Raw genomic sequence first — 6412 nt, 5'->3', positions numbered from 1 at the left:
GNGCCTCGAATCCCGGGTTGAACCCCCTGTCCACACTGGGGACCGTGGGTTGAAGAACAGGGACGGGCACCCTCACCCTGACCCTCTCCCGAGGGGAGAGGGAATATCCGGTCACTTCCCTGAAAGGGGATAGCGCCCATGACGCAGGCAGAACCCTCACGTCTCTCGCGGGTCCGGATTCCACCCTTGCTGCTGTTGCTCGCGGGCTTCTGGCTCACGTTCGTCGCCACCTCCTCCGGAGGCTTCGAGAGCAGTGACGCCGAGCTGCGGCTCGCCACGGCCCGCTCCTGGCTCGAGGGCCGGGGCGGAGCGATCGACTCCCCCTCCCTGACGGCACAGACGCCCGACGGCAGGCGCTTCAGCTTCTACGGGCCGCTTCAGTCCGTGGTGATGGTCCCCAGCCTCGTGGTGGCGAAGCTGCTTCCCGTCTCGGAGGCCACGCGAGACAACGCGGCGAGGTTCCTCATCACCCTCGTCACCCAGCCCCTGCTGTCCGTGCTCGCCCTCGCCTTCTGCTTCGGCGCGCTGCGCCACCTCGGGATGAGTCACCTCGCCAGCGCCAGGGCGACGGTGGCGGTGGGGCTCGGCACCCTCTTCTGGCACTACGCCCGCATGGGGCAGGAGGAGAACCTGGTCGCGCTGGGCTTCAGCCTCTGGCTGTACGGCGTGAGCCGCTACCTGAAGAAGGATGAGTGGGGGCTCCCGTGGGCGGCGCTCGGAGGCTGTGTCGCCATCGCGACCCGGTGGGCCGCGGCGCCCTCGCTGGCCGTCATGGCCGTGTTGACCGTGGTGCTGATGGTGCGCAACGGGTGGGCCCGGGCGAAGGTGCTCGCGCTCTCGGCGGCGCTCTGTGGCGGCACGTTCGCCGGGCTCCTCGGGTACAACTTCCACCGGTTCGGCCATCCGCTGGAGACGGGCTACGGCCTCTTCTTCAAGGACAAGCAGTTGGCGTTCTTCGTCCCCGAGCGGTGGACCGAGCAGGCCGCCGCGCTCCTGGTGAGCCCCTACCGCGGCTTCTTCCTCTACTCGCCCCTGCTCGCGGCCGTGCTCGTCTGGGCCTTCGTGCGCGCCAGGGCCACCGTGTTCCGCGGCCCCTCGGCTCCACTGAACGTGCTGGCGCTGCTCGTGCTCGCGGTGAACGTCGTCTTCCTCTCGAGCTACTCGTTCTGGGACGGCGGCTTCGGGTGGGGCCCTCGCTTCCTCGCGGCCATCGTCATCTTGTTCGCGCCGATGCTCGGGCTCATGTTCGAGCGGGTCCGCTGGGGCAACGTGGCCCTGGGTCTGGCGGTGGCCACCCAGGTGCTCTCCGTCACGCTGCCCGCGACGACGGAGAACCACGCCCGCGCCGCCATCGTGGCCACCGGCTCGCGCACCTGCTCGAGCTGGACGTGTGACTGCACGGCCCTCTGCCTCCGTCCGGGGATGAGCCTCGACGCGCTCGGCAACACGCTCGCTGGCAGGCCTGGCAGGCTCATCGCGCCCCGCGAGTCCCTGGCCCCCGACCAGGTCCTCCTCTCCTCGGACTATCAGACCCTGAACTGGTGGCCGGTCCGGCTCGCCTTCCGGATGCACCTGATGCACCGGTTCGTCGCGCTGGCGCTCTCGGGTACGCTGCTGGTGCTGGCGGCCCTGCTCATGGGGCAGGCCTTCCGCCAGTGGCGGCGCGCCTGTCCAGCGCACGAGGGCGGTGAACTTTCACTGGCCGCTGACCTTCCGCCCAGCCGACACTGAACCCGCGGCCTCGCGCCGTATCGTCTTCCCGAGGAGCCCCCCACGATGAAGATCCGCCTCGCCCTGCTGCTCTCCCTCTCCCTGGCCACCGCCGCCCACGCCGAGGAGGACTCCGTCGCCGAGGTCTGGACGGCCAAGTGCAAGTCCTGCCACGGGCCGGATGGCCGGGCGCAGACCCAGATGGGGAAGAAGGAGGCCATCGTCGACATGTCCCAGCCGGCCTGGCAGCAGGCCCAGACCGACGCCGACATCCGCGAGGCCATCGCCGATGGCTCCCCGCGCAACAAGAAGATGAAGGCCTACAAGGACAAGCTGACCCCTCAGCAGATCGACGCCCTTGTCGCCTACATTCGCGGGATGAAGAAGGGCTGATTCCCCATCCGGCCGGGGGTGAATATCCCTTCCGCCCACGCCGTCCCCCCAACAGGAGGTATTCCCCCCATGCGTCTCCTCACTCTCGCCCTCGTCTCCCTGCTTGCTCTCGCGAGCCTCACCGGAGCCCCGCTCCCGGCCACGGCCAGCACCGAGGCCTGGCGCTCTCCGTCCGCGCTCCTGGACGGTGGAGGCAGCGGGGATGGCGACGACGACGATGACGACAAGGACGACGATGACGAGGACTTCCGGGTCCGGGGCTGAGTAGGAGGTTGTAGGCCTGGGAGCCAGAATGCCTGTCGCCAACTGGCCTCCTCGCTCTTCCGTTGACCTACACGGGTCCGGCTCCTAATTACCGGGGGGGCGCCCCAGGTCGCCCGCTCGGATGGAAACTCCTTTTACCCAGAAGCTCGGTGGGGAGGCGCTCGGTGTGCCTCCCGTGGCAGGGGACCCCTTCGCCCGTGTGCTGGAGTTGCTGCGCCCGGGGCAACGTGTCCGCACGCAAGGTCTCCAGGGAGCCGCCCGGGGCCACGCGCTCGCCCGGCTGACGCGCACCCTGAAGGCGCCACTCGTCTGCATCGCCACGGACGAGGAGGCCGCGGACGCCCTCGCCCATGATCTCGCCTTCTTCCTGGGGGGCAAGGGCACGCCCTTCGAGCCCCACGTCCTGCGCCTGCCGGCCGACGAGGTGCTCCCCTACGACGAGCTCTCCCCGGACGCGGATGCCGTCGCGGATCGGCTCGGTGCCCTCTTCCACCTGAGCCAGGGCACGCGCTTCCCCGCGCTCGTGCTGTCGATGCGCGGCCTGCTGCGCAGGGTGCTGCCCACGCAGGTGATGAAGGAGCTCTCCGAGCGCATCATCGTGGGGCAGGACGTCGATCGCGACGAGCTGGCGCGGAAGCTCGCCAACATGGGCTACCAGAACAGCCCGCTCGTCGAGGACCTGGGCACCTTCTCCGTGCGCGGTGGCCTCATCGACGTCTTCAGCCCGCTCTACGAGAAGCCCGTCCGCATCGAGTTCTTCGGCGACACCATCGAGTCCATCCGCGCCTTCGATCCGGAGACGCAGCGCACGGTGGACACGCTCAAGGAGATCATCCTCCTGCCGGCGCGCGAGGTCATCTTCTCCGAGCAGACGCGTGGGCGCGCCGAGGCCGCCGCTCGAGCCGTGGCGGACCGCATCAACCTGCCCACCACGAAGCTGCGCGAGCGACTGGATGCCATCCGCGAGGGCCTGCCCGGCTTCGGCCTGGAGGGCCTGCTGCCCGGCTTCTTCGAGGGAGGCCTGGGCACCGTCTTCGACTACCTGCGCCAGTGGCACCCCGAGCCGCTCTTCTACCTGGATGATCCCATGGGGCTCGAGCGCGTGGCCGAGGACCTGTGGACGGAAGTGGAGCGCTCGGCCGCGGCCGCCGACGCGGAGCAGGAGCTCACCTATCCGCCGCTGGACCACTTCCTGACGCGCGCGCAGGCGGAGCAGCAGCTCACGGCCTTCCGCGTGATGGAGGGCGGGGGCCTGTCGCTCACCCAGGGCGAGGCGCCGCCGGTGCTCTTCCCCTTCGGCACGACGCAGGACGTGCGCGAGGCCATCCTGGCCCACCATGGCGAGGAGGGAGCGCTCACCCCGCTCATCGAGCGGCTCCAGCGCTGGCGGGACACGCGGATCGCCTGCGCGGTGGCCTGCGGCACCCTCAGCCAGGCGGACCGGCTCAAGCGCCTGCTGTTGGACCGGAACGTGATGGTGCGCGTCCACACGGAGCCGCTGGAGGACGCCGCCAGGCTCTTCGAGCCCTCCGTCTTCGCCCACCTCTTCACGGGCGAGGTGAGCCACGGCTTCGTGGATGGGGCGGGCGGCATCGCCGTGCTCTCGGACGAGGAGATCTTCGGAGCGAGGGCGCGCCGGCGGCCGAGACGCTCGAAGAGCCTGGATGCGTTCGCCTCGGGATTCAAGGACCTGAAGGAAGGGGACATCATCGTCCACACCGACTTCGGACTGGGCCGTTACGCGGGCCTGACGAAGATGCAGGTGAACGGGGTGCCCGGGGACTTCCTCGTCCTCGAGTACGCGGGGAAGGACAAGATCTACCTCCCGGTGAGCCGCATGCGGCTCATCCAGAAGTTCACCGGTGGGGACCCCACCCAGGTGACGCTGGACAAGCTGGGGACCACGTCCTGGGAGAAGACGAAGAAGCGGGTGAAGGAGCAGCTGCTGAAGATGGCGGCGGACCTGCTCACCATCGCGGCGGCGCGGCGGGCGCACGCGGGCCACGCCTTCAGCGCGCCGGACCGGTACTTCGCCCAGTTCGAGGCGGACTTCGAGTTCGAGGAGACGCCGGACCAGGCCAAGGCCATCGAGGACGTGCTCGGCGACATGCAGAAGTCCGAGCCGATGGACCGGCTCGTCTGCGGTGACGTGGGCTATGGCAAGACGGAGGTGGCGATGCGCGCCGCCTTCAAGGCCACGTTGGATCGCAAGCAGGTGGCGGTGTTGGTACCCACCACGGTGCTGGCGCAGCAGCACTACCTGTCCTTCAAGAAGCGCTTCAAGGACTACCCGGTGGTGGTGGATGTCATCTCGGGAATGAGGAAGCCCGCCGAGGTGCGGGAGATCCTCAAGCGCGCCAAGGAAGGCAAGGTGGACATCCTCATCGGCACGCACAAGCTGCTGGGTGGGGATGTGGCCTTCAAGGACCTGGGGCTGCTCGTGGTGGACGAGGAGCAGCGCTTCGGGGTGAAGCACAAGGAGCAGATCAAGAAGCTGCGCGCGTTGGTGGACGTGCTGACGCTGTCGGCGACGCCGATTCCGCGCACGTTGCACATGGCCATGTCGGGCGTGCGCGAGATGAGCATCATCGCCACCCCGCCGCAGGACCGGCGCGCCATCCGCACCTTCGTGCTGAAGTTCGACGAGCAGACCATCAAGGAGGCCATCGAGCGGGAGATCGCCCGCGGTGGCCAGGTCTTCTTCGTGCACAACCGGGTGGAGTCGCTGGCCTCGATGGAGGAGATGCTCAAGCGGCTGGTGCCGAACGTCTCCGTGGGCGTGGCGCACGGGCAGATGGGTGAGGGCCAGCTCGAGAAGGCGATGCTGGAGTTCACCGAGAAGAAGCACCAGGTGCTGCTGTGCACCAGCATCATCGAGAGCGGCATCGACATCTCCAGCGCCAACACGATGATCGTCAACCGGGCGGACACGTTCGGCCTGGCGCAGCTCTACCAGTTGCGAGGGCGAGTGGGCCGCTCGAAGGAGCGTGCGTACGCGTACCTGCTGGTGCCCACGCGGCGGGTGGTGACGAAGGACGCGCAACGGCGCCTGGAGGTGCTGCAACGCTTCACGGAGCTGGGCGCGGGCTTCTCCATCGCGAGCCACGACCTGGAGATCCGCGGCGCGGGCAACCTGCTGGGCTCCGAGCAGTCGGGCTCCATCTCGGCGATTGGCTTCGACCTGTACGCGCAGTTGCTGGAGGAGGCGGTGGCCGAGGTGCGGGGCGAGCCGCCGAGGGTGCAGATCGAGCCGGAGATCACCCTGCCGATACCGGCGCTCATCCCGGACGACTACGTGCCGGACGTGCACCAGCGGCTGGTCTTCTACAAACGCTTCAGCCAGGCGAGCAATCCGGACGAGGTCCAGGACCTGCGCTCGGAGCTGGTGGACCGCTTCGGCGAGGCGCCGGACGAGGTGGACAACCTCTCGGAGCAGACGCTGCTGAAGATCGACATGAGAGATCTCCGGCTGCGTGCGCTGGAGGGAGGCGCGGGCCGGCTGGTGGTGACGCTGGGCGCGGACGCACTGCTGGACGGCATGAAGGTGGCGGGACTGGTGCAGCGCTCCAAGGGCGTCTACCGGCTCACCCCGGACATGAAGCTGGTGGTGAAGCCAGGCGCCGAGGTGCGCGGCCCGTCGCTCATCGCCGAGGCCCGGAAGGTGCTGCGCGACCTCCACACCTGCGCGCTGCCGGAGGCGTGATGAAGTGAAAGCATTGGGGAAGGATACTTGTCGGGAGTGGATTCATAATCCCTCCTAGCGGCAGACAACCAGACCCTGATGGGGTTTCCAAGCAATGGAGGCGCACTTCGATGTCATAACGGAAGTCAGTTGAATGTTCCTATATCTTATATCCACAATGCCGAAACCAGCCGACGATGTCGTCATGTGTGATGAGGTCCATGGCCCTGGCAATGGCGTCGTCGAGCGCCTGTCGGGTGCGCGCCTCCATGCTCTTGAGTAGTTCCTTGAGCTTTTTCCAGAGCAATTCAATGGGATTGAGGTCCGGCGAGTAGGGCGGAAGGAAGAGAACATGGGCACCGG

The 6412-nt window shown here is 68.1% G+C and carries 5 protein-coding genes; 4 read left to right on the top strand and 1 reads right to left on the bottom strand.

What is annotated here, in order from left to right:
* Positions 1–138: 138 nt before the first annotated feature.
* From Q664_RS32940 to mfd, 4 genes are all read left to right on the top strand, one after another.
* A complete protein-coding gene (locus Q664_RS32940; protein WP_152622471.1) occupies positions 139–1731 on the top strand; it encodes a hypothetical protein in 1593 nt (530 codons plus the stop codon).
* Between the two features lie 45 nt (positions 1732–1776).
* The gene (locus Q664_RS32935; RefSeq protein WP_043404627.1) at positions 1777–2103 is read left to right on the top strand and encodes a c-type cytochrome; all 327 of its coding nucleotides are present in this window, start codon (positions 1777–1779) and stop codon (positions 2101–2103) included.
* 69 nt (positions 2104–2172) lie between these two features.
* The gene (locus tag Q664_RS32930) at positions 2173–2367 is read left to right on the top strand and encodes a hypothetical protein (RefSeq protein WP_043404624.1); all 195 of its coding nucleotides are present in this window, start codon (positions 2173–2175) and stop codon (positions 2365–2367) included.
* 121 nt (positions 2368–2488) lie between these two features.
* A complete protein-coding gene (mfd, locus tag Q664_RS32925) occupies positions 2489–6070 on the top strand; it encodes a transcription-repair coupling factor (protein WP_043404621.1) in 3582 nt (1193 codons plus the stop codon).
* A 139-nt stretch (positions 6071–6209) separates the two neighbouring features.
* Here the strand turns inward: mfd and Q664_RS62740 are convergent.
* Positions 6210–6412: transposase (locus Q664_RS62740; protein WP_043404618.1), on the bottom strand; the 203-nt coding region annotated here is incomplete at its 5' end.

The organism is Archangium violaceum Cb vi76 (assembly GCF_000733295.1).
GTDB lineage: Bacteria > Myxococcota > Myxococcia > Myxococcales > Myxococcaceae > Archangium > Archangium violaceum.
The sequence above is the reverse complement of the archived record's forward strand: the minus strand, read 5'-3'. Positions and strand labels throughout refer to the sequence as shown.

Coding starts and splice junctions, on each gene's coding strand:
- mfd (WP_043404621.1), top strand. CDS start 2,489: ATGGAAACTCCTTTTACCCAGAAGCTCGGTGGGGAGGCGCTCGGTGTG.
- Q664_RS32930 (WP_043404624.1), top strand. CDS start 2,173: ATGCGTCTCCTCACTCTCGCCCTCGTCTCCCTGCTTGCTCTCGCGAGC.
- Q664_RS32935 (WP_043404627.1), top strand. CDS start 1,777: ATGAAGATCCGCCTCGCCCTGCTGCTCTCCCTCTCCCTGGCCACCGCC.
- Q664_RS32940 (WP_152622471.1), top strand. CDS start 139: ATGACGCAGGCAGAACCCTCACGTCTCTCGCGGGTCCGGATTCCACCC.